Annotated in this window: 22 protein-coding genes; 15 read left to right on the top strand and 7 right to left on the bottom strand. The window is 72.2% G+C overall.

The window, feature by feature from the left end:
• Positions 1–96 precede the first annotated feature (96 nt).
• A complete protein-coding gene (rpsA, locus tag ACO2Q3_RS16300; protein ID WP_423308375.1) occupies positions 97–1,806 on the top strand; it encodes a 30S ribosomal protein S1 in 1,710 nt (569 codons plus the stop codon).
• A gap of 176 nt (positions 1,807–1,982) precedes the next feature.
• Positions 1,983–2,210: a hypothetical protein gene (locus ACO2Q3_RS16295; protein ID WP_423308373.1), complete on the top strand. Its 228-nt coding sequence runs from the start codon at positions 1,983–1,985 to the stop codon at positions 2,208–2,210.
• Between the two features lie 6 nt (positions 2,211–2,216).
• Here the strand turns inward: ACO2Q3_RS16295 and ACO2Q3_RS16290 are convergent, their stop codons facing one another.
• Positions 2,217–3,026 carry a hypothetical protein gene (locus tag ACO2Q3_RS16290; protein ID WP_423308371.1) on the bottom strand — a complete coding sequence of 270 codons (810 nt, stop codon included), beginning with the start codon at positions 3,024–3,026 and terminating at the stop codon, positions 2,217–2,219.
• A 165-nt stretch (positions 3,027–3,191) separates the two neighbouring features.
• On the opposite strand from ACO2Q3_RS16290, the gene ACO2Q3_RS16285 reads away from it, so the two are divergent.
• From ACO2Q3_RS16285 to ACO2Q3_RS16245, 9 genes are all read left to right on the top strand, one after another.
• Complete coding sequence (locus ACO2Q3_RS16285; protein ID WP_423308369.1) at positions 3,192–3,473, top strand: integration host factor subunit beta; 282 nt, start codon at positions 3,192–3,194, stop codon at positions 3,471–3,473.
• 71 nt (positions 3,474–3,544) lie between these two features.
• Positions 3,545–3,955 carry a large-conductance mechanosensitive channel protein MscL gene (gene mscL, locus ACO2Q3_RS16280; protein ID WP_423308367.1) on the top strand — a complete coding sequence of 137 codons (411 nt, stop codon included), beginning with the start codon at positions 3,545–3,547 and terminating at the stop codon, positions 3,953–3,955.
• A gap of 12 nt (positions 3,956–3,967) precedes the next feature.
• Positions 3,968–4,588: a glutathione S-transferase family protein gene (locus tag ACO2Q3_RS16275; RefSeq protein ID WP_423308365.1), complete on the top strand. Its 621-nt coding sequence runs from the start codon at positions 3,968–3,970 to the stop codon at positions 4,586–4,588.
• Positions 4,589–4,598: 10 nt separating this feature from the next.
• Positions 4,599–5,291, top strand: a complete 693-nt coding sequence (locus ACO2Q3_RS16270; RefSeq protein ID WP_423308363.1) for a rhomboid family intramembrane serine protease — start codon at positions 4,599–4,601, stop codon at positions 5,289–5,291.
• 51 nt (positions 5,292–5,342) lie between these two features.
• Entirely contained in the window at positions 5,343–5,984 is a 642-nt protein-coding gene (locus ACO2Q3_RS16265; protein WP_423308361.1) for a phosphoribosylanthranilate isomerase, read from the top strand.
• 28 nt (positions 5,985–6,012) lie between these two features.
• The gene (trpB, locus tag ACO2Q3_RS16260) at positions 6,013–7,233 is read left to right on the top strand and encodes a tryptophan synthase subunit beta (protein ID WP_423308359.1); all 1,221 of its coding nucleotides are present in this window, start codon (positions 6,013–6,015) and stop codon (positions 7,231–7,233) included.
• Positions 7,234–7,246: 13 nt separating this feature from the next.
• Entirely contained in the window at positions 7,247–8,074 is an 828-nt protein-coding gene (gene trpA, locus ACO2Q3_RS16255; protein WP_423308357.1) for a tryptophan synthase subunit alpha, read from the top strand.
• A 24-nt stretch (positions 8,075–8,098) separates the two neighbouring features.
• The gene (locus ACO2Q3_RS16250; RefSeq protein WP_423308355.1) at positions 8,099–9,028 is read left to right on the top strand and encodes an acetyl-CoA carboxylase carboxyltransferase subunit beta; all 930 of its coding nucleotides are present in this window, start codon (positions 8,099–8,101) and stop codon (positions 9,026–9,028) included.
• A gap of 40 nt (positions 9,029–9,068) precedes the next feature.
• On the top strand, positions 9,069–10,397 hold the full coding sequence (locus tag ACO2Q3_RS16245) for a bifunctional folylpolyglutamate synthase/dihydrofolate synthase (RefSeq protein WP_423308353.1): 1,329 nt from the start codon (positions 9,069–9,071) through the stop codon (positions 10,395–10,397).
• A gap of 219 nt (positions 10,398–10,616) precedes the next feature.
• Here the strand turns inward: ACO2Q3_RS16245 and trxA are convergent, their stop codons facing one another.
• The 6 genes from trxA to tsaE all read right to left on the bottom strand — a co-directional run bounded on the left by trxA (position 10,617) and on the right by tsaE (position 19,859).
• Positions 10,617–10,952 carry a thioredoxin gene (gene trxA / locus ACO2Q3_RS16240; RefSeq protein ID WP_423308351.1) on the bottom strand — a complete coding sequence of 112 codons (336 nt, stop codon included), beginning with the start codon at positions 10,950–10,952 and terminating at the stop codon, positions 10,617–10,619.
• A 72-nt stretch (positions 10,953–11,024) separates the two neighbouring features.
• Positions 11,025–14,480 carry a double-strand break repair helicase AddA gene (gene addA / locus ACO2Q3_RS16235; protein WP_423308349.1) on the bottom strand — a complete coding sequence of 1,152 codons (3,456 nt, stop codon included), beginning with the start codon at positions 14,478–14,480 and terminating at the stop codon, positions 11,025–11,027.
• A complete protein-coding gene (gene addB, locus ACO2Q3_RS16230) occupies positions 14,477–17,554 on the bottom strand; it encodes a double-strand break repair protein AddB (RefSeq protein WP_423308347.1) in 3,078 nt (1,025 codons plus the stop codon). Before addB ends, addA begins: the two co-directional genes overlap by 4 nt.
• A 28-nt stretch (positions 17,555–17,582) precedes the next feature.
• Entirely contained in the window at positions 17,583–18,320 is a 738-nt protein-coding gene (gene murU / locus ACO2Q3_RS16225; RefSeq protein WP_423308345.1) for an N-acetylmuramate alpha-1-phosphate uridylyltransferase MurU, read from the bottom strand.
• On the bottom strand, positions 18,317–19,432 hold the full coding sequence (gene amgK / locus ACO2Q3_RS16220; RefSeq protein WP_423308343.1) for an N-acetylmuramate/N-acetylglucosamine kinase AmgK: 1,116 nt from the start codon (positions 19,430–19,432) through the stop codon (positions 18,317–18,319). Before amgK ends, murU begins: the two co-directional genes overlap by 4 nt.
• Positions 19,398–19,859, bottom strand: a complete 462-nt coding sequence (gene tsaE / locus ACO2Q3_RS16215) for a tRNA (adenosine(37)-N6)-threonylcarbamoyltransferase complex ATPase subunit type 1 TsaE (RefSeq protein WP_423308341.1) — start codon at positions 19,857–19,859, stop codon at positions 19,398–19,400. Before tsaE ends, amgK begins: the two co-directional genes overlap by 35 nt.
• A gap of 220 nt (positions 19,860–20,079) precedes the next feature.
• On the opposite strand from tsaE, the gene ACO2Q3_RS16210 reads away from it, so the two are divergent.
• The 4 genes from ACO2Q3_RS16210 to sdhD all read left to right on the top strand — a co-directional run bounded on the left by ACO2Q3_RS16210 (position 20,080) and on the right by sdhD (position 22,813).
• A complete protein-coding gene (locus ACO2Q3_RS16210) occupies positions 20,080–20,721 on the top strand; it encodes a hypothetical protein (protein ID WP_423308339.1) in 642 nt (213 codons plus the stop codon).
• Positions 20,722–20,784: 63 nt separating this feature from the next.
• Entirely contained in the window at positions 20,785–21,924 is a 1,140-nt protein-coding gene (gene zapE, locus ACO2Q3_RS16205; RefSeq protein ID WP_423308337.1) for a cell division protein ZapE, read from the top strand.
• 89 nt (positions 21,925–22,013) lie between these two features.
• Positions 22,014–22,421: a succinate dehydrogenase, cytochrome b556 subunit gene (sdhC, locus tag ACO2Q3_RS16200; protein ID WP_423308335.1), complete on the top strand. Its 408-nt coding sequence runs from the start codon at positions 22,014–22,016 to the stop codon at positions 22,419–22,421.
• Positions 22,421–22,813 carry a succinate dehydrogenase, hydrophobic membrane anchor protein gene (gene sdhD / locus ACO2Q3_RS16195; protein WP_423308333.1) on the top strand — a complete coding sequence of 131 codons (393 nt, stop codon included), beginning with the start codon at positions 22,421–22,423 and terminating at the stop codon, positions 22,811–22,813. The genes sdhC and sdhD overlap by 1 nt, the downstream gene beginning before the upstream one ends.
• Position 22,814 lies beyond the last annotated feature (1 nt).

Genomic DNA, 22,814 nt, shown 5'->3' with positions numbered 1-22,814 from the left:
GGCGCTTTCGGTTCAACCCCTAACCGGACCCAAGGTCCCGGCGCCGCAGGCCCCGGGGCCCGACTGTCCATTCAAGACGAAAGAACGATTTAGCCAATGGCTGATGATCTGAGCATGAACCCGACGCGCGACGACTTCGCGGCCCTTCTCGACGAGAGCATGGGCGGCAGGGACTTCGCCGAGGGTACGGTGGTGAAGGGCCGCGTGTCGGCCATCGAAAAGGACTTCGCCATCATCGACGTGGGCCTCAAGACCGAGGGCCGCATTCCGGTGAAGGAATTCGGCGTCGACGAGAACGGCAAGGCCACGATCAAGGCCGGCGACACCGTCGAGGTGTTCCTGGAGCGCGTCGAGAACGCCATGGGCGAAGCGGTGATCAGCCGCGACAAGGCCCGCCGCGAGGAAGCCTGGACCCGCCTGGAAGGCGTGTTCGCCAAGAACGAACCGGTGCTGGGCGCCATCGTCGGCCGCGTGAAGGGCGGCTTCACCGTCGACCTGGGCGGGGCCTCGGCCTTCCTGCCGGGCAGCCAGGTGGACATCCGTCCGGTGCGCGACGTCGGCCCGCTGATGGGCCGCGAGCAGCCGTTCGCGATCCTGAAAATGGACCGTCCGCGCGGCAACATCGTCGTCTCCCGCCGCGCCATCCTGGAAGAAGCCCGCGCCGAGCAGCGCACCGAACTGGTGTCGCAGCTGCAAGAGGGTGAAGTCCGCGAAGGCGTGGTCAAGAACATCACCGACTACGGCGCGTTCGTGGACCTGGGCGGCATCGACGGCCTGCTGCACGTCACCGACATGAGCTGGAAGCGCGTTTCCCACCCGAGCCAGGTCCTGGCCGTGGGCGACACCGTCAAGGTGCAGATCGTCAAGATCAACCCGGACACCCAGCGCATCAGCCTGGGCATGAAGCAACTGCAGTCCGACCCCTGGGACGGCGTGGAAGCCAAGTACCCGGTGGGCGCCAAGTTCACCGGCCGGATCACCAACATCACCGACTACGGCGCCTTCGTGGAGCTGGAGCCGGGGGTCGAGGGCCTGGTCCACGTGTCGGAAATGTCCTGGACCAAGAAGAACGTCCACCCCGGCAAGATCGTCTCCACCTCGCAGGAAGTGGATGTGGTCGTGCTGGACGTCGACGCCTCCAAGCGCCGGGTCAGCCTGGGCCTGAAGCAGGCCATGCAGAACCCCTGGGAGCAGTTCCTGGAACAGCACCCGATCGGTTCGAGCGTCGAAGGCGAAGTCAAGAACGCCACCGAGTTCGGCCTGTTCATCGGCCTCGACAACGACATCGACGGCATGGTGCACCTGTCGGACATCGACTGGAACACCCCGGGCGAAGAGGCCATGGCCCGCTACAAGAAGGGCGATGTGGTCAAGGCGCGCGTGCTTGACGTCGACGTCGAGAAGGAACGCATCAGCCTGGGCATCAAGCAGCTGGGCGGCGATCCGCTGGCCGGCGACGTCTACCGCAAGGGCCAGACGGTGACCGTGCAGGTCACCGAGATCACCTCGGGCGGCATCGAAGTGCGCTTCGGCGAGGATGAAGCCCCGATCACGGCCTTTATCCGCAAGTCGGACCTGTCGCGCGACCGCTCCGAGCAACGCCCGGAACGCTTCGCCGTCGGCGATCGCCTGGACGCCCAGATCACCAACGTCGACAAGGCCGCCCGCCGGGTGTCCCTGTCGGTGAAGGCCCTGGAAATGGCCGAGGAAAAGGAAGCCATCGAGCAGTTCGGCTCGTCGGACTCCGGCGCCTCGCTGGGCGACATCCTGGGCGCCGCGCTGCGCGAGAAGGCCTCCAAGGAATAAGCCTCCCGGGGTTCGCCCCGAAGGCTGCGAAGGGCCCTTCCCCGGCGACGGGGGAGGGCCTTTTTCGTGCGCGCGGCTGCGGCGTCTGGTCGCATGCCGTCGCTTCGCATTGAGGCAGACCATCGGCCCCTGGCGTCCGCGGACGCGCAGCCGGCGAAGACCGGCGGGAGGAATGGATGGACAAGGTCCTGGACGGCGCCCACGGGCCCGCATGGCTCAAGAAGATTCCCAGCGAAGTGGGCATGACCGCGGCCGTCGTCCTGGTCGTGTTCGGGGTGGTGGCGACCGGTTCGGCGATCTCGTCGGCGGTGGGCGGTTCCTCGCCCTGGCTGTTCGCCGCCAGCTATGCCGGGCCGGCGGCCCTGGCCTACGGCGTCTACTGGCTGGCCAGCCGCCGCCGCTGACGCGCCTCAGTCCCGGGGCGCGCGCAGCGCCTCGAGCCCCGCGTTGAACAGATGCCAGCCGCCCCTGGTCAGGTCGAGGCTGGCCCAGGCGAAGCCGGCGTCTCGGGCGGCCTCCAGCGTGGCGACGCTGTTGACGCCATGCAGGCCGGGCATCGGCCCGACCGCCTTCAGCAGCGCCGCCAGGCCGACCAGGATCGGCCGCTCCTCCGACAGCTTCAGGCTGTCCGCCTCCAGGCTGGCGCCGGCGAAGCCGCGGTCCATCAGCCGGGGCACGTCGCTGCCGCCGCCCGCCAGCCGCACGAGCACTCCGCCGAACATCGGCCTGAGGCCGGCGGCGGCTTCGGCCAGGGCGGCGGCTGGCGCCCCCGGCTCGATATCCGTGAACTCGGCCACCGGCACCACCTGCCGCGCGCCACGCGCCAGGCCGCCCAGCCGCAGCAGCTCGCGCCGCACCCGCTCGGCCTTGGCGCACGCCCAGGGGATGGGGATCAGGGCCATGGGGGCCGGCCCGCCGCTATGGCGATCGGCCTGTGGCAGCACCTTCACCCCCTGCCGCACGGCCGCCAGGGTGACGCGTTCGCGATCCACGGCATTGAGGCTGTCGAGGGCGACGGCGCGCGCCTCGGCGTCGGCCGTGCGGATCCGGCAGGTCAGCGCCCAGCCGCGGGAGGTCGCCTCCACCAGGGCGAGCACCGGCCGCCAGTAGCCCTCCACCTGCAGATCCCGACCCGACGCCGACGCCAGGCGCGTGGCGAATCGGGCGGTCGCCGGCTGGGCCGCCACGGGGGTCGAATCAGTGGGCGTGGAGGCGTCCATGCCGGTCGAGGTTCCCAAATCCGGTCGCGGGCCTTCCTCCGAGACGCCTACAGGCTTGGCATATCGGGCTTTCGAGGGGTTTAACGCCCGTCCTCGTCGCGCAACCCCTTGAAGATCAAGCGACGTTTGGGCAAAGGTCTCGCCCGGGATAGGGGCAGAGTGTCCATGATCAAGTCCGAGCTTATCGCCGCGTTGGCGAGCGAGAACCCGCATCTCACCCAGCGGGACATCGAGCGCGTGGTGGGCGTGATCCTGGAGCGCATGATCAACGCCCTGGAGGAGGGTGGCCGCGTCGAGCTGCGCGGTTTCGGCGCCTTCTCCGTGCGCGCCCGTCCCGCACGCGCCGGCCGCAACCCGCGCACCGGGGAGACGGTCGAGGTTCGCGCCAAGCACGTGCCGTTCTTCAAGAGCGGCAAGGAACTGCGCGCCCGGCTGAACGCCGACTGACCCGGCTCGACCGGAGGGCCGGTTGACGGCGCTCCCGAAGCCCGGGAAAGTCCCGGCAAACGGAGGGGCCCATGAGCATCTTCAAGGAATTCCGCGAGTTCATCGCCCGCGGCAACGTCATCGACCTGGCCGTCGGTGTGATCATCGGCGCGGCCTTCGGCAAGATCGTCACCAGCCTGGTCGAGCAGGTGGTGATGCCGCCGATCGGCCTGGTGCTGGGCAAGGTGGACTTCTCGCAGCTGAAGATCGTGCTGCAGCCGGCTGACACCCTCAGCAAGAAGGGCGAGGTGGCGATCCTCTACGGCGCCTTCTTCAACACCGTGATCCAGTTCCTGATCGTCGCGGTTGTGGTGTTCCTGATGGTGAAGATGGTCAACACCCTGCGTCGCAAGGACGCCGAGGCGCCCGCCGACCCGCCGGCGCCGACCGTCACCGAGGCCCTGCTGGTCGAGATCCGCGATCTGCTGAAGAGCCGCCCGTAGGTCGGGCCCGTCGTGGCGCCGACCCCGGACATCACCCTCTACGCCTCGATCCACAGCCGCAGCTTCATGGCGCGGTGGATGCTGGCAGAGCTTGGCCTGCCGCACCGGATCGTCGACGTCGATATCCGCCGGCGGCGGCACAAGGCGCCCGACTACCTGCGCATCAATCCGATGGGCAAGGTCCCGGCGATCACCGACGGCCCGGTGGTGGTCACCGAGAACCCCGCCATCTGCCTCTACCTGGCCGACCGCTATGGCCTGGGGACCCTGGCGCCGGCGACGGACGATCCGCTGCGCGGCCCCTATCTGCGCTGGTGCGTGTTCGCCACGGCCGTGTTCGAACCGGCGGTCTATCTGACCGATCAGCCGGACGACGACGCCTCGGCCAGCGGTCGCGGCTGGGGCCGCCGCGAGACCGTGCTGAGCCTCATGGACGACCTCCTGGCCGGCGGACCGTGGATCCTGGGCGAGCGCTTCTCCACCGCCGACGTGGTGCTGGGCTCGGTGATCTCGGTGGCGCTGTTCACCGGCCGGATGCCGGCCACCCCCGAGACCATGGCCTACAACGATCGCATCTCGGCGCGGGAGGCCTACAAGACCGCCGCGGCGGCGAACTGGCCCCCGCCTTCCTAGATAAGGCGCGATGATCGACGATTTCGACAGGGGCGAGCGGCGCATGGCGGACCGCGGCGCGGGGCGCGGACCGCTGTTTGCCCTGGCGGCGGTGCTGATCGCCACCTTCGGCCTGCAGTTCCTGTTCGCGGACGACTCCCTGCTGGAATGGGCGGCGGTATCGTTCGCCGCCCTGGCCGAGGGCCGCTGGTACACGCCCCTGACCTCGGTGTTCGTGCACGCCGGCGTGCTGCACATCGGCATGAACCTGATGGCGCTGATCGCCCTGGGCGCGCCGGTCAGCACGCGGTTTCCCGGCACGGCGCGGGGCGTGGCGGCCTTCTTCGCCTTCTTCCTCGTGTGCGGCGTGCTGGCCAGCCTGGGCTTCGTGGCCCTGCACCCCTACGGCCAGGCCGGCGCGGTGGGCGCTTCCGGGGCGATCTGCGGCCTGTGGGGCGCGGCGACCCGGCTGGTGGACGATCGTCGGCGGCTGTCGCCGATCTGGTCGCACACCGTGTGGCTGAACGTGCAGTCGCTGGTGAAGCAGAACCTGCTGATGATCGTGGTGCTGTTCGGCTTCAGCCTGCTCAGCCAGGGCCAGACGGTGACCATCGCCTGGCAGGCCCACCTGGCGGGGTTCGTTGCCGGCCTGCTGCTGATCGGGCCGTTCCTGCGTCTCGGCGGCTGGCGCGCGGCGCCGGACTTCGCCGACCTGGCGGCTTGACCACGCCGCCACAGAGACTACCTGTCGCGCGGGTTTCTCCGAGCGGGGCGCATGCGCAAGGCCAAGATCTGCGGACTGTCGACGCCTCAGACCGTGCAGGCGGCGCTGGACGGCGGCGCGGCCTACCTCGGCTTCGTGTTCTTCGACAGGAGCCCGCGCAACGTCGCCCCGGAGCTGGCCGCCCGGCTGATCGCCCCCGTCCGGCAGACCGCCGCCAAGGCGGTGGCCCTGCTGGTGGATCCCGACGACGCCACCGTCGACCAGATCGCACGGATCGTGCGACCCGACTTCATCCAGCTGCACGGCCGCGAAACGCCCGAGCGGACGGCGGCGGTCGCGGCGCGCGCCGGCATCCCGGTGATCAAGGTGCTGCCGGTCTCGGAGGCGGCGGACATCGACCCGGCCCGGGCCTATGAGGGGGCGGCCGAGCACCTGATGTTCGACGCCAAGCCGCCGAAGGACGCCGATCGGCCCGGCGGCCTGGGCGAGCCGTTCGACTGGACGCTGCTGGCCGGCCGACGGTTCGAGCGGCCCTATCTGCTGGCGGGCGGCCTCGATCCCTGGAACGTGGCCCAGGCGCTGGCGTCCAGCGGAGCGCCGATCGCCGACGTTTCCTCTGGCGTGGAACGCGGTCCCGGACTAAAGGACCCCTCCCTGATCGCAGCCTTCCTCGAGGCGGTTCGCCGCGTCTGATGCGACCGCGCCTGACGGAACACCGCCCGTGAACATGATCGCCACGCCCAACGACTACTCGGCCTACCCGGACGCCCATGGGCGGTTCGGCGACTATGGCGGGCTGTATGTGCCCGAAACGCTGATGCCGCTGGTCAAGGACCTGGACGCCGCATACGCCGCCGCCAAGGCCGACGAGGGGTTCCAGGCCGAGCTGGCCTCGTTCCTGAAGCACTATGTCGGCCGCCCCAGCCCGCTCTATTTCGCCGAGCGGCTGACCGAGCATTTCGGCGGCGCGAAGATCTATCTGAAGCGCGAGGAGCTGAACCACACCGGCGCGCACAAGATCAACAACTGCATGGGCCAGATCCTGCTGGCCATGCGCATGGGCAAGACCCGGATCATCGCCGAGACCGGCGCCGGCCAGCACGGTGTGGCCACGGCCACCGTGTGCGCCCGCTTCGGCCTGCCGTGCGTGGTCTACATGGGCGCGGTGGACGTTGAGCGGCAGGCGCCCAACGTGCTGCGCATGAACCTGCTGGGCGCCGAGGTGCGGCCGGTCACCTCCGGGGCCTCGACCCTGAAGGACGCCATGAACGAGGCGATGCGCGACTGGGTGACCAACGTGCACGACACCTACTACCTGATCGGCACCGCGGCCGGTCCGCACCCCTATCCGGCGATGGTGCGCGACTTCCAGGCGGTGATCGGCGTCGAGGCCAGGGCCCAGCTGCTGGAGGCCGAGGGACGGCTGCCGGACGCCGTGGTGGCGTGCGTGGGCGGCGGCTCCAACGCCATCGGCATCTTCCACCCGTTCCTCGACGACGAGACGGTGAAGATCATCGGCGTCGAGGCTGCGGGTCACGGCATGGACACCGACCAGCACGCCGCAGCGATCAACGGCGGCCGCCCGGGCGTGCTGCACGGCAACAAGACCTATCTGCTGCAGGACCGCGCCGGACAGATCCTGGAGGCGCACTCGATCTCCGCCGGGCTGGACTATCCGGGCATCGGCCCGGAGCATTCCTGGCTGCACGACGTCGGCCGCGCCACCTACCTGACCGCCACCGACGACGAAGCCCTGGAAGCGCTGCAGCTCTGCACCCGGCTGGAGGGGATCATCCCCGCGCTGGAGAGCGCCCACGCCCTGGCGCGGCTGGCGGACGTCACCCGGCAGGTGGGCAAGGACGGGATCGTGCTGCTCAACCTCTCCGGCCGCGGCGACAAGGACCTGGCCACCGTGGCCGCGCACCTCGGGCGCAAGATCTAGGGGCCCCGCCGTCTTGACCGTTTCCCGTATCGACGCCCGCTTCGCCAGGCTGAAGGCGGAGGGCCGCGCGGCCTTCGTGCCCTATATCATGGCCGGCGATCCCGACGCCGCGACGGCGCTGAAGATCCTGCAGGGCCTGCCGGGCGCCGGGGCCGACCTGATCGAGGTGGGCTTCCCGTTCTCCGACCCGATGGCCGAAGGCCCGCCGATCCAGCGCGCCGCGCTGCGCGCCCTGGCGGCCGGCGCCACGCTGGACACCGTGCTGGACACCATCCGCCGCTTCCGCGAGGGCGACCAGGACACGCCCATCATCCTGATGGGCTACATGAACATCGTGCTGCACCGCGGGTTCGAAACCTTCGCCCGCGACGCCGCCGCGGCCGGGGTCGACGGCCTGATCGTGGTCGACTGTCCGCCGGAGGAATCCGGGCCGCTGGCCGACGCCCTCGACGCCGCCCAGGTGGCGCTGATCCGGCTGGCGACGCCGACCACCGACGATGCGCGGCTGAAGGTGGTCGCCGCCCGCACCTCGGGGTTCGTCTACTATGTCTCGGTGGCCGGGGTGACCGGGGTCAAGGAGGCCGACGCCGCCGCCGTGGCCCCCGCCGTGGCCCGCGTTCGCGCCGCCTCCGGCCTGCCGGTGGCGGTGGGCTTCGGCATCCGCACGCCCGAGCGCGCCGCCGCCGTGGCGCGGGTCGCCGACGCCGTGGTGGTGGGCTCGCAGCTCTGCGACGACATCGCCGAGGCCATCGCACAGAACCGTGATGCCGTGGCGAAAGTTCTGGAATCGGCGGGCGCGCTCGCTAAGTCTGTGCGCTCCGCAAGGCTTAGCGCCGACTGAATCAGGCAGGAATCTAAGTCAAACATGGCCCTGGCCGACGACAAGCGAAACAAGCCCCCACGTCCCCCGCAGCCCGCGAACCGCGAGCGGGGCGGCTGGCTGGCGAACATCGCGCCGGGCTTCCGCAAGCTGGTGTCCAAGCGCGAGACGCCGGACAATCTGTGGGTCAAGGATCCCGACAGCGGCGAGATGATCTACCGCTCGGACCTGGAGGCGGCCCTGTGGGTCACCCCGTCCGGCCGGCACATGCGCATCCGCCCGGCCCAGCGCTTCGGCATCACCTTCGACGGCGGCAAGTTCAAGACCCTGCCCATGCCGAAGTCGCCGGACGACCCGCTGGAGTTCACCTACGGCAAGTCCTACCGCGAGACGCTGAACGCCGCGCGCAAGGCCACCGGCGAACAGGACACCATGGCCGCGGCCGTGGGCGAGATCGGCGGCCAGACCACCGTGGTGCTGGTGCAGGACTTCGCCTTCATGGGCGCTTCGCTGGGCGTGGCCGCCGGCGAGGGCTTCCTGGCGGCGGTGGACGAGGCGATCAAGCGCGACGTGCCGTTCGTGGCGTTCACCGCCTCGGGCGGCGCGCGCATGCAGGAAGGCTCGCTGTCGCTGATGCAGATGGCGCGCACCACCCTGGCCATCCAGCGCCTGCGCCAGGCCAAGCTGCCCTATATCGTGGTGCTCACCGACCCGACCTATGGCGGCGTGACGGCGTCCTACGCCATGCTGGGCGACGTGCACTTGGCCGAACCGGGGGCGCAGATCGGCTTCTCCGGCCGCCGGGTGATCGAGAGCACCATCCGCGAAACCCTGCCGCCCGGCTTCCAGACCGCCGAGTTCCTGATGGAGCGCGGCATGGTCGACAAGGTCACGCCGCGCGCCGAACTCCCCCGTGTGCTGGGCTCGATCCTGCGCACCCTGCTGATGGGACGGTCCCGTCTTTCCGCCGCCTGATCCCCAACCGCCCGCCCCCACGCCCGCCGGGGGTCCGCCCGTGAGGCCCGAGTACGACGCGATCCGCGCCTCGGACGTCACCATCGCGCGGCTGCGCGCGCTGCACCCCAGCCTGATCGACCTGTCGACCGGCCGCATCGAGCGGCTGCTGACGGCGCTCGGCCGGCCGCAGGACCGCCTGCCGCCGGTGATCCACGTGGCCGGCACCAACGGCAAGGGCTCGACCTGCGCCTACCTGCGCGCCATCGCCGAGGCGGCTGGTCTGAAGGTGCACGCGATCATCTCGCCGCACCTGGTGCGCTTCGCCGAGCGCATCCGCATCGCCGGTCAGCTGATCACCGACGAGGAGCTGTCGCTGCGCATCGACGAGGTCGAGGCGGCCAACCAGGGCCAGCCGATCAGCTTCTTCGAGATCACCACCGCCCTGGCGCTGCACGCCTTCGCCCAGACGCCGGCCGACCTGACCGTCGTCGAGGTGGGCCTGGGCGGGCGCTTCGACGCCTCCAACGTGTTCGCCGCCCCGGCGGTCAGCGTGATCACCCCGGTCGACTACGACCACCTGGAGATGCTCGGCCCTGAGCTGTCCAAGATCGCCTGGGAAAAGGCCGGCATCATCAAGCGGGGCCGCCCCGTGGTGGTGGCGCGCCAGCTCGAGGAGGCGCTGCAGGCCATCGAGAGCGAGGCCCAGACGCTGCACGCGCCGATGACCCTGATGGGCCGCGACATCGACGCCTTCGAGCAGAACGGCCGGCTGGTGGTGCAGCTGGAGGACGGCCTGCTGGACCTGCCGCCCCCCAGCCTGTTCGGCCAGCATCAGTTCGACAACGCGGGCCTCGCGGTGGCGGCGATCAAGACCTGGGGCCATCCGGCGATCGACGACGCGGCGATCGCCCGCGGCGTGGCGTCCACGGTCTGGCCCGGGCGTTTCCAGCCGATCACCAAGGGCCCGCTGGCGGATCTCGCCCGGCCCAGCGGCGCGGACCTGTGGCTGGACGGGGCGCACAATCCCCACGCCGGCCGCGCCCTGGCCGACGCCGTGGCGCGCCTGGCGGCGCGTGACGGGCGGCCGGTGGTGATGATCGTCGGCATGCTGGGGCGCAAGGACAACCGCGGCTTCTTCGAAGCCTTCCGCGGCGCGGCGCACAAGGTGTTCACCACCAGCTTCGAGTCCCCCTCGGCGACGCCGCCGGAGGAACTGGCCGCCTCGGCCACCGCCGTGGGCCTGGACGCCGAGGTCGCCAACGGCGTCGAGGACGCCCTGGTCCGCGCCCTGGCCCGCCCCGGCGCGCCACCGCACGTGCTGATCTGCGGCTCGCTGCACTTCGTCGGCGACGTGCTGTCGCTCAGCCCTGACACCTGGCCGACCTAGATCGGTCTCCGCTGGAGCCCCCATCCCCGCCTTCGGCGGTACTTCCCCCAAGGGGGGAAGAGAACTTTCATGCGGGCTGAGTTGCTGTTTCTCTTTCCCCCTCTGGGGGAAGTCCCCGCGAAGCGGGGGATGGGGACACGAAAAAGGGTGGGGAAGCATCCGACTCCCCCACCCTGGTCGCTTCGCGATCTGTCCCTCCCCACAGGGGGGAGGGTGAAATCAGGCCGCGGATTCCACGCCGGCTTCGGACAGCCACTCGAGGATCTTGGACTTGGGCATGGCGCCCACCTTCATCGAGGCCATCTGGCCGTCGCGGAACAGCATCATCGTCGGGATGCCGCGCACGCCATAACGGGCGGGGGTGGTGGGGCTGTTGTCGATGTCGACCTTGGCGATCGTCACCTTGCCCGCCAGTTCCTCGGCGATCTGTTCCAGCGCCGGGGCGATCTGCTTGCAGGGGCCGCACCACTCGGCCCAGAAGTCCACCAGCACGGGCTTGTCGGCCTTCAGCACGTCCTGTTCGAAGGTTTCGTCGGTGACCTTGACGGTGCTCATTGAAAAACTCCCAGAAGTCGCGGAGCGGCCGCGACTCATCAGATGGCGCATGTAAGCCACTCGGGCGGCACTTCAACTGTTTGCGACGATCTCGTCCAGCACCTCGAGCATGAGATTTTCTGGGACCGGCATGAGGCGCGGTCCGTCCGTCCAGACCAGCGCCGCCTCGATGCTGCGGCCGGGGAACACCTCGGCCAGCACCGCGCGATAGACCGCCATCTGCACCACATAGGCGCGGTCGGCGTCCTCGATGCGCGCGGGGGCGGGCCGATTGGTCTTGAAGTCCACCACCAGCACCCGGGCCGGCGTCACCATCAGCCGGTCGACGCGGCCGGAGATCGCCAGGCCCGGCGGCAGCCGCGCCGCCGCCCCCGCGAGCGCCACCTCGGCGCGCGAGCCCGGGCCGAACACCTCGGCGAAGCGGGCGTCGCCGAGCACGGTCAGCGCGGCGGCGGCCATCTCGGCCCGCTGGGTCTCCGAGAGATCGCGCTCGCGGGCCAGCAGCCGGGCGGCGCCGTCGGCGCGCTGGTCCGGCGGAAGGTCGGGCAGAATCTGCAGCAGCCGGTGGATGATCTCGCCGCGGCGGAAGCGGCCCAGGCCGTCCACCAGGCTGAGCGGCGAGGGCGCGGGCCCCCGGCCGCCATCCTCGCCCAGCGTCGACGGGGAGGCGTAGCGCAGGGCGGCGGGCTCGGGCGGGGCCAGGCGGCGGGCCCACACGGGGAGGGCGGCCACCTGATCCGCCTCCGGCCGGGCGGCGCCCATCAGCACGGGATCGGCGCCGATCCGCCGGCCTTCGCCGCCCCCATCGAGGGGGAAAGAGCGCGCCGCGTCGGAGGCGTCGAAGGCGCGGTCGACATAGTCGCGCCAGCTGCGCTCGAACAGGTGCGGCCGGGTCTCCACGCCGCAGACGATCAGCCGGTCGCGGGCGCGGGTCAGCGCCACGTACAGCAGGCGCAGGCTCTCGTGGTCGTGGGCCGCGTCGCGGGCGGCGCGGGCCTCGGCCGAGGCCGGGCAGTCGTCGGCCTTGCGCGGCGCCCACAGGAAGCCGCCTTTGGCGGCGTCCAGCAGCGGACCGCCCTGGGCGGTGGCGCGGGTGGTGGTGTCCGGCAGGATGACGATCGGCGCCTCCAGGCCCTTGGAGCCGTGCACGGTCATCACCCGCACCTCGCCGCCGGCGCGGGTCTGCGAGTCCTCCTGCTCGCGCTTCACCTCCAGCTCGGTGTGCGAGAGCGCGGCGATTACCGACTCCAGGTCGCGCAGGTCGCGTCCCTCGGCGGCCAGCACCTCGGCGACGAACGCCTCCAGCGCGTCCTCGGCCTCGGCGCCGAAGCGCGCCAGCATGCGCTGGCGCATCGACTGGCCGGTCTCGTCCAGCCGGCTCAGCACCCGGCTGAAGAACTCGAACGGCGGGCGCAGCCGCGCCGCATCGATGGCCCAGGCCAGCAGGTCGCGGGCCGCGCGCCACGCGCTGCGCTCCTCCGCCCGGGCGACCAGGGTCGCCCACAGTCCGCCTGCGCGGCCGTAGGCCAGGTCGTAAAGGCCCGTCTCGTCGATGTCGCAGAACGGGCTGCGCAGCAGGCCGGCCAGGGCCAGGTCGTCGGCCGGGAAGCGCACGAAGCGGGCGAGGGCCATCAGGTCGGCGAACACGATGTGCTCGGACAGCAGCAGCCGGTCGGCGCCGCCCACCGCGACGCCCTCGCGCTTCAGGGCGCGGATGATCTCGTGGAACAGGGCGTTGCGCCGGCGCACCAGGATCAGAAAGTCGCCGGCCGTGCAGGGGCGCAACTGCCGGGTCTGCCGGTCCTGCACCGCCTCGCCGCGGAGGATCATCGCCTTGACCGAGCGGGCGATGCGGCGGGCGAGCTTGCGCCCCGCGCTCTCCGCCGGCTCGGCGTCCACGGGCGCCCAGGGGTCGGGATCCGGCGCGGGGTCGCCCACCTCCAGCGGCCAGGCCTCGACACAGCCGCCGGGGTGACGGCGGGCGATGTGCTTCACCGGAAAGCCAACCACGCGCCCGGCGTCGGCGGGGCGCAGGCCGGCCAGGGCCTCGGGATCGGCGAACACCTGGTCGACGAAGCCGAGCACCTCGGGCGCCGAGCGCCAGCTCTCCTGCAGCGCCACCTGTTCGAAACGCGCGCCCGCCTGCCGGGCCAGGGCCTGGAAGCCCCTGGCCTCGGCGGCGAAGCGCTCCGGCGCGGCGCCCTGGAACGAGAAGATCGACTGCTTCTCGTCGCCGACCGCGAACACGGTGCGCAGCAGGGCGGCGGCGCCCTTGCCGACGAAGAACTCGTCGGTCAGCCGGCGCAGGATGCCCCATTGCTCGGGGGCGGTGTCCTGGGCCTCGTCCAGCAGCACGTGCTCCAGGCCGCCGTCCAGCTTGTACAGCACCCAGGCGGCGTCGGCCCGCACCGTCAGCAAGGCGTTCACCCGCTCGATCAGGTCGCCGAAGTCGAGACCCCCGCGCAGGGTCTTCAGGGTCTCGTAGGCGCGGGCGTAGGCGGTGGCGAGGACCAGGGCGTTCCAGGTGTCCCGCGCCACCTTGGCGGCGCCGCGGCGCTCACGGGCCTCCACCAGCCGGGCCTGTTCCTCGGCCAGCCACTCGGTGGCCCAGGGCTCCAGCCCCTGGGTGCCGACGCGCGCGCGCGGCTGGCCCTGCTGGTTGAGGAACACGCCACCGAGCCCCTCGAACGTCGGTTCGGCCTCCACCTTGCGCATGCGCTCCGCCGCCTGGGCGTCCGAGGTCTTGCCGGTGGCCGCCAGCGCCTCGGCGGCGCGCCGCCACTGGCCCCAGCGGATGCGTTCCAGGGCGGCGGCGGTGATCGCCTCGGGCTCCGTGGGGCGGGCGAAGCCGCAGCGGCGCCAGATGTCGCGCTCGGCCAGGGTCGGGCCGCCGCAGGCATCGATGTAGCCGGCGATCGACCGCCGCCGCGCCTCGAAGATGGCGAACATGGCGTTGAAGCTGCGGTAGTCGAGCTCCACGGCGAAGTGATTGTATGCGGTGGCGATGGCGGCGTCCGGATGGCCCATCGCCTGGCGCGCGGCGGCCTCGCGGGCCTCGGCCGACAGCTGCGCGGCGGCGGCGTCCTCCAGCACCTGGAACCCGGGCGAGACCCCGGCCTCCAGCGGAAAGCGCCGCAGCAGCTTCTCGCAGAAGGCGTGGATGGTCTGGATCTTCAGGCCGCCGGGAGTCTCCAGGGCCCGGGCGAAGAGGGCGCGGGCGGCAGACAGGTCGCGATGGCCCTCGTCGAGCTCCTGCAGGGTGGCGCGAAGGGCGTCGTCCCGCATCACCGCCCAGTCGCCCAGCTGCTGGAACAGGCGTCGCTGCATCTCCGCGGCGCCGGCCTTGGTGTAGGTCACGCAGAGGATCGCCCCCGGCGCCGCCCCGGCCAGCAGCAGCCGGGCGACGCGCTTGACCAGGGTCGAGGTCTTGCCCGCGCCGGCGTTGGCGGCGACGAACACGGTGGCCTTCGGGTCCGAGGCCTGCACCTGCGGGTCCCACATCGTGAACGGCAGCCGGGGGTCGCTCACTCCGCGCCCTCCGGTACGCCGTCGACCACGTCCGGCTCGCCGATCACGTGCCACTCCCAGAGCCGGGCCAGATGGTCGTAGTCGCCGGCATAGCGGCCGATGAACTGCGGCATGGCCCACGACAGGTAGCCGGTCTCCGGCTGGTCGAACCAGTCGATGCGCTTCCTCAGGCCCGCCAGCGCGGCGTCGGCCAGGGCGCGGGCCTCGCCGCCCTCGGCGCGCACTTCCTCGCGACCGGGCGTGCGCCCGCCGCTGACGCGCACATAGACCAGCTGCCGGGGCTCGACCGGCCCGAGGTCGGCGAAGCCGCCGGCGGCGATGATGGCCGCGGTCAGGGTCAGCTGCGGCGAGAGGCCGGCGCGCACCTGCCGGGCGCTGGGCGCGGCCCCGGTCTTGTAGTCGAGGATGTCGGCCACCGCCCCGCGCGCCTCGATGCGGTCGGCCTTGGCGGTGAGGGTGAAGCGGCCGCCGGGCGCATCCAGCTCCAGCTGGCCGCTCTGTTCGATCACCAGCCGCGCGCCCGGCCGACGCCGGCGCTCGAAGGCGACCACCCAGGGCGCCGCGTTGGCGGCCAACGCCAGCTCACGCGCCATGCGCCCCTCCGGCACGCCGGCGGCGCGCAGGGCCTCGCCCAGCAGCTCGGCGAACAGGGTCTCGGCCTCGGGGGGCAGGATGTCGGGGTGCTCGCGCGAGAACCGTTCGAAGGCGGCGTGGATCGCGGTGCCACGGGCCAGGGCCTCCACCGGCGCGTCCGGCGGGTCCAGCGGCCGCAGCTGCAGGATCTCGCGGGCGTAGACCGCGTAGGGGTCGCGGATCCAGCGCTCGACGCCGGTCACCGGCATCCTGCGAGGCCGCACCGCCAGCGGCGGGGTCGGCCGCGGACGGGCGGCGGGCCTGAACCGGGCTGGCGCGTCCAGCGCGCGCGCCCAGGCCAGCACCTCGGGTCGGCGCGGCAGCGCGACCTTGGCGCCCCGGGTCAGGGTGTCCAGCCGCCAGAGCCAGCGTGAGGCCACGGCCGGGGCGCCGCCGCGCCGTTCGGCGTGGATCAGGCTTACCCGGGGGGCTGAGGCGGCCTGGGCGAAGTCGTGCGCGGACAGGCCGATGCGCCGCTCCGGCGGCGGTAGCCCCAGGGTCTTGCGCATCGGCCGCGACAGGAACGGATCGATGGGCGCCGCGGGCGGCCAGACGCCTTCTTCCAGTCCGGCCAGGATCAGGTGGTCGGCGCGGATCAGGCGCGCCTCCAGCACGCCCAGGATCTTCAGGCGCGGGTGGGTGGCCCCGCCCGGGCGCACGGTCTCGCGCGACATCAGGCTGTCCAGCAGTTCGGCGAAGGCCACCGCCGAGACGGGTGGCAGCCCCTCGCTCTCGGCGATCACGGCCGACAGCAGCCCGGCGGCCGCCTCGCCGCCGAGGCCGGCCCACAGCTCGCCCGCCCCACCGGCGGGACCGGCCGCCAGGCGCTCCAGGGCTTCGGCGACGGCGCGCGCGGCGAGGGCCGCCGGCGCGGGCCCCTCGGCGAACACCGCCTCGACGGCCTGCAGCGGCGCCTGGAGAGCCGGCAGAAGCGCCAGGGCGTCGTCCAGGCTTTCGCGCCGGGCGGCGACCCGTTCGGCGTCCTCGTCCTCGCGCGCCTCGCCGGCAGTCTCCAGACGGCGGCGCAGCGCCTCCCAGCCGCCAGGGCGGGGGCCGCGCAGGCCGTACCGCTCCAGGGCGCGGCGGCGGCGTTGCAGCGTCGCCTCGTCCAGGCCGAGGCGCACCAGCGGATGCTTGACCAGGGCCAGCAGGCTGACGGGGTCGCCGGGGTCGGCGGCGACCCGCGCGGCAAGGCTGGCCAGCACGGCCACCGGATACTGCGCCAGGGGCTGGCCGGCGGAGGTGTCGGCGCCGATGCCCCAGCGGGTCAGCCGCGCGCTCACCCGCCGCGCCAGGTCGACGTCGTGGGTGATCAGGGCGCAGGTGGCGCCCGGGGTCTCCAGGGTCTCGCGCATCAGGAGCGCGGCGGCGGCGGCGGCCTCATCCTCGCTGCGCGCGGTGATCACCGACAGGCCCTCAAGACCGACGGCCATCGGGTCGACGCCGGCGGCCTCGCCCTCCCGGCGCAGCGCCTCGATCTGCTTCAGCCAGTCGGCGGTCGCGTCGGCGGGCCGCAGGGCCTCGTTGATCAGCCGCCGCCGCCAACGGCCGCGGGCCTCGGTCTCTGCGGCCGGGTCCCAGTCGCGCACCGCCGCGCGGTCGATCCCCGCCCGGTCCAGCAGCCGGCGCATCGAGCCCTGCGGATGCTGGTTCTCGACCTGAACCCAGGCGGTCTCGGCCAGGGACTTGTCCAGTCCGGGGAGCACGACGGCGCCGCGCGGCGCCCGCGACACGGCGGCCAGCAGGTCGGCGGCGGCCGGAGCGGTGCCGGTCGAGCCGGCGGCCACCAGCACCTCCGCCGGCGGGCGCTCGCTCCAGCGCTCCGCCAGGCGGCGCAGCAGCGCCACCCGCCGGGCGGCCACGTCCACCAGCCCCAGCTCCGCCAGCCGCCGAGGCCAGGCTTCGAGCGCCAGCCCCAGGAACTGCGCCGACCTGCGCCAGTGCAGGGCGAGGTCGCCCTGCACGAGGTCGCCCACCGCGCCCGGATCGGCGACCTCCTCGATCTGCAGGCCGTCCAGGAACACCGCCAGGGCGTCGGCCAGCTCCAGGGCGCCGCCGGCGTCCAGGTCGTCGCGCTGCAACAGGTGACGGTTCTCCGCCACCAGCCGCGCCAGCTCGAAGCGCCGCCGCCACGGGCTGATGGCCGCCGGCAGGTCCAGCGCCAGGTCTCCGGGCTCGAACGGCGGCTCACCCTCGTCCAGGTCGCCGATGGCGCGCACCTGGGGCAGCAGCACCGCGCGCGTTCCCGCCGCCTTCAGGAAGGCTTCCGCCAGGCCGCGGGCGGCGCGGCGGGTCGGCACCAGCACCACCGCCTCGGCCAGCGCTTCCGGGCCGAGCGGCGAGAGCGCGGCGTGCACGCCGGCCGCCAGATCCTCGAGGAACGGGCGGTGGGCGGAGATGGTGAACCAGCGCGGCGAGGGCGCGTCCAGGAACCCGCTCATCGCCCGGCGCCACCGTCTGGGCCAGGCCTCATCGCGCCGCGGCCCGTTCCGCCTCCGCGAGGCGGGCCTCGGCCACGCGCCGGGCGGTGGGATCGCCCACATGCATCCACAGCCCGGGCGGCGCCACGCCGCGGATGCGGCCGCGCTCGGCCAGCGCCTTCCAGACCGGCAGCAGGGAGAAGGCCCCTTCGGGTCCGTCCGCCACCACCTTCGGGTCGGCGATGTGCACGCCGACATAGACGTAAGGGGCGATCTCGCCGGGTTCCTTGAACCGAAGACGCCCGTCGGCCTCCAGGAAGACGTCGCCGGTGTCGTGGAAGCCGAGCGAGGTGGCCGTGGGCGCCAGCATCAGGCAGACGTCCATCCGCCCCGGGTCCCACCCCTGCGCCACCGCATCCAGGGCCGGGACGTCGCCGGGGACCCAGACCGAGTCGATGTTGGCCACCCAGACGGGCCCCTCGCCCAGCAGCGGGATGGCCTTCTTCAGCCCGCCGCCGGTCTCCAGCAGCTGGGCGCGCTCGTCGGACAGGGCGATGGCCGGCGGCCGGCCGGCCCGACCGGCCAGGTGCTGCTCCACCTGTTCGGCGAAATAGTGGACGTTGACCACGGCGCGTTCGACGCCCGCCTCGGCCAGGCGGTCCAGCATGTGGTCGATCAGCAGCTTGCCGCCCACCTCGACCAGGGCTTTGGGCCGGTCGTCGGTCAGGGGGCGCATGCGGGTGCCGAGACCGGCGGCCAGCACCATGGCGGTGGCGGGCCCGCTCATGCACGCGTCCCGCGGGGCGCGTGGCGTTCCAGCCAGGTCTTCAGCGGCGCCAGGGCCGGGTCGGCGACGCAGCGGTCGAGGTAGGTCCAAAGGCGCGGCATGAAGGCGGCGTAGCGCGGCTTGCCGTCGCGCACCACCAGCCGCGAGAAGATACCCAGGATGCGCGCCACGTTCAGCGCCCCCAGGCTGTGGAAGTCGGCGGCGAAGGCCTGGCGGTCCAGGTGCGGATGCAGATCGAAATAGCGGTCAAGGCAGGCGGCCTCGCGACGGGCGCCGACGTCCCGGCGGGCGTCGTGCAGCAGCATGGACAGGTCCCAGGCCGGATGGGCGCGCAGGGCGTCCTGGAAGTCCAGCAGGCCCACCCGCGCCGCGCCCGAGCGCTGCGGCAGCCAGACGAGGTTCTCGGCGTGATAGTCGCGGTGGCAGAACACGCTGGCGCCGGCGGCGCCCCGCGCGCGGATCGGCGCCCAGATCGCCTCCCATTCGTCGACCGCCGCCTCGTCGAAGCAGAGGGTCGGGTTGTAGCGCGGCAGCCACTCGGTGAAGAGATCGCCGGCGGTCTTCAGGGCCAGGTCGTCATAGGCCAGCAGCGGCCAGCTCAGCCCGTCGGCGTGCAGCACCGACGGCGGCCGCTCGGCGTGCAGCACCGCCAGCACGTCGATGGCGGCGTCGTACAGCGGCGCCTCGTCCTGGCCCTGGGCGATCAGGCTGGCGTAGAGGCCGTCGCCCAGATCCTCCAGCACCGCCAGCCCCGCCTCGGCGTCGGCGGCGATCACCCGCGGCGCCGAGAGGCCGCGCGAGGTGAGGTAGCCGGCGCAGGCGACGAAGGCTTCCACCCGTCCTGCCGCCAGCCGCGCCAGGGCGTTGTAGCCCAGGGCCCGCCGCTCGTCGTCCGTGGCGCCGGGCGGGCAGGGATGGGTCTCCACCGACGGCGGCTGGTCCATGAAGATCAGGCTGGGGCCCCGGGTCGGATAGAGCCGCTCGTAGCGGCGCGTGGAGGCGTCGCCGGCCAGCATCTCGCGCTTGGCGTCCGACAGTCCGTTGTCCCGCAGGAAGGCGGCCTTGATCGCCTCGCGTTCAGGCTTCAAGGGGGCGCTCCTCCCAGGACCCATGCGGCGTCAGGCGCGCGCGCCGCGCCTCGCCGTCCAGGCTGATCTCCACGTCCAGCCGGTCGGGCGGCAGGTGATGGCCCAGGCGCTCGGGCCATTCGATGATCGCAGCCCCCTCGCGCAGGGCCTCGTCCAGGCCGATCTCATAGGCCTCGTCGGCCGAGGTCAGCCGGTAGAGGTCGAAGTGGGCCAGCGAGAAGTGCGGCGCCGGATAGAACTGCACCAGGGTGAAGGTGGGGCTGGGCACCTCGGTCTCGTCCGGGCACAGAGCGCGCACCATGGCGCGGGCCAGCACCGACTTGCCGGCGCCGAGGGGGCCGGACAGGCAGACGGCGTCCCCCTTCTGCAGCACGCGCGCCAGGGACTGGCCCAGGTCCACCGTGTCGGCCTCGTCGTTCAAGCGGAACTCCCCTTCGGCGTGGAGCAACATGGCGGCCTCAGTCGTTGTGTCCGGACCATGCCCGTCCCGGCGGGGGCGGAGCAAGCGCGGCGCGGTTGACCGGTTCATGCGCCGGGGGGAAGCATGCGCGCAAGCCCAGAGCATTTCCTCCCGGGGCGGTCCCGATTCCCGCGTAGGAAATGCTCCGGACCTGAGAAGCTTGCGAGCCGTCCCGAGCCTATGGCTCGCGACGGCTCTGAGGAGATTACGGATGAAGAAGATCGTGCCTTGGCTGGCGGCCATAGCAGTGCTGGCGGTCGTCGGCGGCGGGCTCTACGGCTGGTGGGCGGTGGACCTGCGCTGGCGGCCGCACACCATCAAGACCCACCAGGCCGAGATCGCCAAGGCCCTGGAAGGCGCCGGCTGGGTGTCGCCGAAGCTGGGCCCGAACAAGCTGTACATGGTCTCGTACCGCAGCTGCCCGGACTGCATCCGCTTCGAGGACGAGGTGTTCCCCAAGCTGCAGGCCGCGGGCGTGGACACGCGGGTGATCATGATCGCCCGCGCCGACCACAACGGCCAGTCGAAGTCGACGCCGCCGGAACGGGCGACGGTCGCGGAGCTGTGGATCAACAAGTCGTGGAAGCTCTACCAGGACTGGGCGGGCGTGAAGCCGGCTACCGCCTGGACCGCGCCGGGCGTACCGGCCGCCGACGGCGACACCGCGCGCACCGCGGTGGTGGACGCCGGCCGCAACCTCGTCGAACAGCTGCGCCCGTTGCTGAAGGACAACGGCGTCAACTTCGCCTACCCGACCCTGATCTGGTGGGACAAGAAAGGGGTCATGCGGGGCTGCGCCTGCGAGAAGGCGCAGACCTACCGCTATGTGCTCAAAGAACTCGGGGCGTCCTGAGTTCGGCGTCGTCGTCGGCGGTCACTGTTGTGATCCGCGCCGCCGCACGGTAACCGGCCACCGATGCCAGGCCTGACCCGCGCCGCCTATGACGAGAAGCTTGCCTCCGGGGAGCTTGCCGCCGATCCGGCCCAGGCCGCGGCGGTGGACGCCCTGTCCGCCCTGGAGGACCGCCTGGCCGACGCCCGGCCGAAGGGGCTGTTCCGCAAGGCCGAGGGGGTGAAGGGACTCTACCTCTGGGGACCGGTGGGGCGCGGCAAGTCCCTGCTGATGGACCTGTTCTTCGCCAATGCGCCGATGCAGCCCAAGCGCCGGGTGCACTTCCACGTGTTCATGGCCGAGGTCCACCGGCTGGTGGACGCCTGGCGGCGGGGCGACGCGGCGCAGCGCCAGGCGCGGTTCGGCCATGCCCATTCCGGGCGGATGAAGGGCGACGACCCGATCCCGCCGGTGGCGGACGTCCTCGCCCATGCGGCCCGCCTGCTGTGCTTCGACGAGCTGCAGGTCACCGACATCGCCGACGCCATGATCCTCGGCCGCCTGTTCGAGGCCCTGTTCGAGCGCGGGGTGACCCTGGTGGCCACTTCCAACCGCCCGCCCGACGAGCTCTACAAGAACGGCATCAATCGCCAGCTGTTCATCCCCTTCATCGACATGCTGAAGGCGCGGATGGAGATCGTCGCCGTGGCGGGGCCGCACGACTACCGCCTGGACCGGCTGCGCGGGGCGGGGACCTGGTTCTCGCCGATCGATCCGGACAACGAGCGCCAGTTCGACGCCCTGTGGCGCGACATGCTGAACGGCGACGAGGAACTGGGCGCCACCCTGGAGGTGCTGGGGCGCAAGCTGCACTGGCCGCGCGCGGCCGGCGGCCTGCTGCGGGCGAACTTTCTCAGCCTGTGCGTCGAGGCCCTCGGGCCGCAGGACTACCTGGCCATCGCCGACCGCTTCCATACCGTGTTCGTCGAGGCCGTGCCCCGCATCACCCCCGACCGGCGCAACGAGGCCAAGCGCTTCGGCACCCTGGTGGACGCCCTCTACGAGGCTCGCGCGCGGCTGGTGGTGCTGGCCGTGGCCGAGCCGGAGCAGCTGTACCCCGAAGGCGACCAGGCCTTCGAGTTCGAGCGCACCGCCTCGCGCCTGCAGGAAATGCGCTCGGCCTCGTGGCTGGAAGAGAGCGAACGGGGCGCGGCGTTTGCCTGAACCACGCACCTCACGCCGCGGCGCCCCCGGCCTTTCGTTGACACCCCGGCGGCTCGGCTTAAAAGTCCCGGCGCTTTCTGGAGGGACACATGGCTGATGCCTCGCCGGGCGTGCGACCGCGCCCCCTTTCGCCGCACATGCAGGTCTGGCGCTGGCACGTCACCATGGCGGCCTCGATCCTGCACCGCGCGGCCGGGGTGGCGCTGTACGTCGGCGCCCTGATCCTGGCCGGCTGGGCCGTGGCCCTGGCCTCCGGTCCGGACGCCTACGACGCCTATGCCGGTCTGCTGGGGTCGATCCTGGGCCGGCTGGTGCTGTTTGGCATCACCGTCGCGGTGTTCTTCCACCTGGCCAACGGCATCCGCCACCTGGCCTGGGACCTGGGCGAGGGCTTCCAGCCCAAGACCGCTAACACCACCGCGATCCTGGCCTACGCCTTCGCCGTCGTCGCCGCGGTGGGGCTCTGGGCGGTGATCCTGCTGATGGGAGGCCGCTGATGGCCAACTTCCGCACCCCGCTGCGCCAGGCGCGCGGCATGGGCTCCGCCAAGCACGGCGTGGGCCACTTCATCGGCCAGCGGGTCTCCGCCGTGGCCCTGATCTTCCTGGTGCTGTGGGGCGTAACCTCCGCCCTGTCGCTGAACGGCGCGGGCTATGAGGACGCCGTCGGCTGGCTGCAGCACCCGCTGAACGCCACCCTGCTGGCCCTGACGATCATCGCCGGCTGCTACCATATGCAGCTCGGCATGCGGGTGATCATCGAGGACTACATCACGGCGCCCGGCAGCAAGCTGGCGCTGCTGATCCTGAACCTGTTCGTGGCCTGGGGCGCCGGCGCCCTGGCCATCGTGTCCCTTCTCAAGGTCGCCGTCGGCGGCGGAGCGCACTGAC

The organism is Caulobacter sp. KR2-114 (genome assembly GCF_049446115.1).
Lineage (GTDB): Bacteria > Pseudomonadota > Alphaproteobacteria > Caulobacterales > Caulobacteraceae > Acaudatibacter.
Note: the sequence above shows the minus strand (reverse complement) of the source record. Positions and strands in the feature narration are given on the sequence as shown.